The sequence below is a fragment of the Streptomyces sp. AC512_CC834 genome, from assembly GCF_019049325.1.
Classification (GTDB): domain Bacteria; phylum Actinomycetota; class Actinomycetes; order Streptomycetales; family Streptomycetaceae; genus Streptomyces.
In genome coordinates this window covers 1-1,362 of sequence record NZ_JAGMUO010000112.1, presented here as the reverse complement: position 1 = coordinate 1,362, position 1,362 = coordinate 1, and the positions used below count along the sequence as shown (strand labels likewise).

Sequence of the window (1,362 nt, the reverse complement as noted above, 5' to 3'; positions counted from 1 at the left end):
CCTCGCGCATCAGGAGCAGCCGGTGGCAGCGCTCGGCCTCGTCCATGACGTGGGAGGAGACGAGGAGAGTGGCGCCGCGGTCGGCGGCGATGGAGTGGAAGAGGGTCCACAGGTCGCGGCGCAGGACGGGGTCGAGGCCGACCGTCGGTTCGTCGAGGACCAGGAGTTCGGGGGCGCCGAGCAGGGCCACGGCGAGGGAGACGCGGCTGCGCTGGCCGCCGGAGAGGTTGCCGGCCAGGGAGTCGGCGTGGGTGGTGAGGTCGACGTCGGCGATGACCCGGGTGACGTTCTCGCGGCGCTCGTCGGAGGCTGCCCGGCCCGGGGCGAGGATCTCGGCGAAGTAGTCGAGGTTCTGGCGGACGGTGAGGTCGTCGAAGACGGAGGGCGCCTGGGTGACGTAGCCGATCCGGGTGCGCAGGGCGGGGTGGCCGGCCGGGCGGCCGAGGACGTCCAGGGTGCCGGTGACTTTGGCCTGGGTGCCGACGATCGCCCGCATCAGGGTCGACTTGCCGCAGCCGGAGGGGCCGAGGAGTCCGGTGATCCGGCCGCGCGGGACGGTGAAGCCGAGGCCGCGCAGGACGGTGCGGGGACCGCGTACGACGGTGAGGTCCTCGGCACGGACGGCGGGTGGGGCGTGGTCGCCGCCCTGTTCTCCGGGTTCCCCGGGCGGCCGGGAAGAGTAATTCCGCATGTGCGGAATATTCCTCCCGGGCGCCGGTGACGTCAAGCCGTCGGGAGGTACGGCGGCGCCGGGGTCGTCGCGAGCAGGAGGTGGACGTCGTACGCCTCCTCGACGACTCCGTCCGGGAAGACGGTCAACAGGTGCCGGCGCTCCTCGGCCAGGAAGGCGGCGGCGCGTTCCTCGGTGTCGGTCAGGAAGACGGAGTGGCTGCCGAGGTTGGCCAGGTGGGTGTCGAGGGGGACGCGGCGGCTCCAGCGGATCACTCGGTGGACGAAGTCGAGGTTTCCGGTCGGGTCGGCGAAGCGGGCGTCGATGTTCCGCTTCTCGGCGGTGAGGTTCTGGCCGGTGAAGTGCCGTTCGACGCGGCGGGCCGCTTCCGCGATCCACGGCACGTCGAGGGCGTCGGTGTTCCACCACAGCGCGAGCGCGCCGCCCGGACGCAGCACGCGCAGCGCCTCCGGGACGGCCAGGGCGGGGTCGGTCCAGTGCCAGGCCTGGGCGTAGGTGAGGAGGTCGGCGCGGTGGCCGGCGACGGGGAGGGCGTCGCCGCTGCCGCGGACCACCGGCACGCCGGGGAGGGTGCGGCGGAACTCGGCCGCCATGCCGGCGCCGGGTTCCACGGCGATCACGTCGGCGCCGCGCTCGTGCAGGCGGGCAGTGGCGAGGCCCGTGCCTGCGCC

Annotated in this window: 2 protein-coding genes; both read right to left on the bottom strand. The window is 74.0% G+C overall.

The features are described 5' to 3' along the window. Positions 1-691, bottom strand: a 691-nt coding sequence (locus KUM40_RS34970; RefSeq protein ID WP_217170335.1) for an ABC transporter ATP-binding protein, incomplete at its 3' end; no start/stop codon positions are given. Positions 692-723: 32 nt separating this feature from the next. After that, on the bottom strand, positions 724-1,362 hold a 639-nt coding region (locus KUM40_RS34965; protein WP_217170334.1), incomplete at its 5' end, for a class I SAM-dependent methyltransferase.